Source organism: Mucilaginibacter sp. P4_G9 (assembly GCF_056400985.1).
Map to the genome: position 1 here is coordinate 1 of NZ_JBFUKF010000848.1, position 916 is coordinate 916.

Below are 916 nucleotides of genomic sequence, written 5' to 3' on the forward strand. Positions count from 1 at the left end.
CAACCGGGTCAATACTTTTTTGTCCGTCTTTCCCGTAATACTTAGCGGTAGACGCATATAAAAACTGAAGATCTAGTGTTTCTTTCAGCTTTCGGTATATATTGTCTGCCGGAACACGGTCGGACAATTGGAAATTGGTAAAGAGTTTCTCTTGATAGTGCTTCTTTCCTTGCATGACGTTAAGATACTAAAAATCAATATCTTAACATAAATTATTGCGAAATAGTTGACGAGTTGTGCAACAGCCACCTGGAGGCTTGCGGCAGCGGAAAAAAGTTCTTGCGGGAGCTTGGGGGAGATTTAAAAGATCGCAATTTTTTGTCTTTACCAATTGCTGCACATCTTCCAAGAATGTAATATCTTTAGACAGCATTTTAAAATAATAAAAAAATCCATCACTTTAATGTTCGTCATAACGATTGAAAAAAATACTAAGCTTGAGGATATTGAAACTTATTACGACAGACTCAATGATGCAAAGGTTGCCGATGTTTCCGTCGATATATTGATTCCCAAAGAACTGCGAAATTATTACCTCGGTTTAGTACCCGCAATATTGCAATTCATAGTAACTTGGGTAAGATATTCTAAAGCTGGAAAGTTATTAATAGATATAGATGACTTATCAGAGGACAATTTAGATGATCTATACAAGAACGAACTTATCTTTCCTGCTGTAGTACTGGTTTGGAATAAGACTGGCGTATTTACCAAAAGCGGTGTTAACCTTAGGGGAAAACTAAATGGCAAAAATAGAGAGATAAGAGATAGAATGCTGGCCGGGAAAACTCTACCTGGTCATAAGTTATTATTAACTGATTTTGATCATCTAAGCAATGATAACTTATTACCCTGTTTTGGTGATCGTTTTGAATTCGTTTCTTCGAGGTCGCAACTAAGTACCGCTATTGAACAA

The 916-nt window shown here is 36.6% G+C and carries 2 protein-coding genes; one reads left to right on the plus strand and one right to left on the minus strand.

The window, feature by feature from the left end:
* Window positions 1-175, minus strand: a 175-nt coding sequence (locus AC1DPZ_RS28100; RefSeq protein WP_477407996.1) for a transposase, incomplete at its 3' end; no start/stop codon positions are given.
* A gap of 156 nt (window positions 176-331) precedes the next feature.
* Here AC1DPZ_RS28100 and AC1DPZ_RS28105 point away from each other — a divergent pair.
* Window positions 332-916 (plus strand): hypothetical protein (locus tag AC1DPZ_RS28105; protein ID WP_477409740.1); only part of this gene is annotated, 585 nt, incomplete at its 3' end.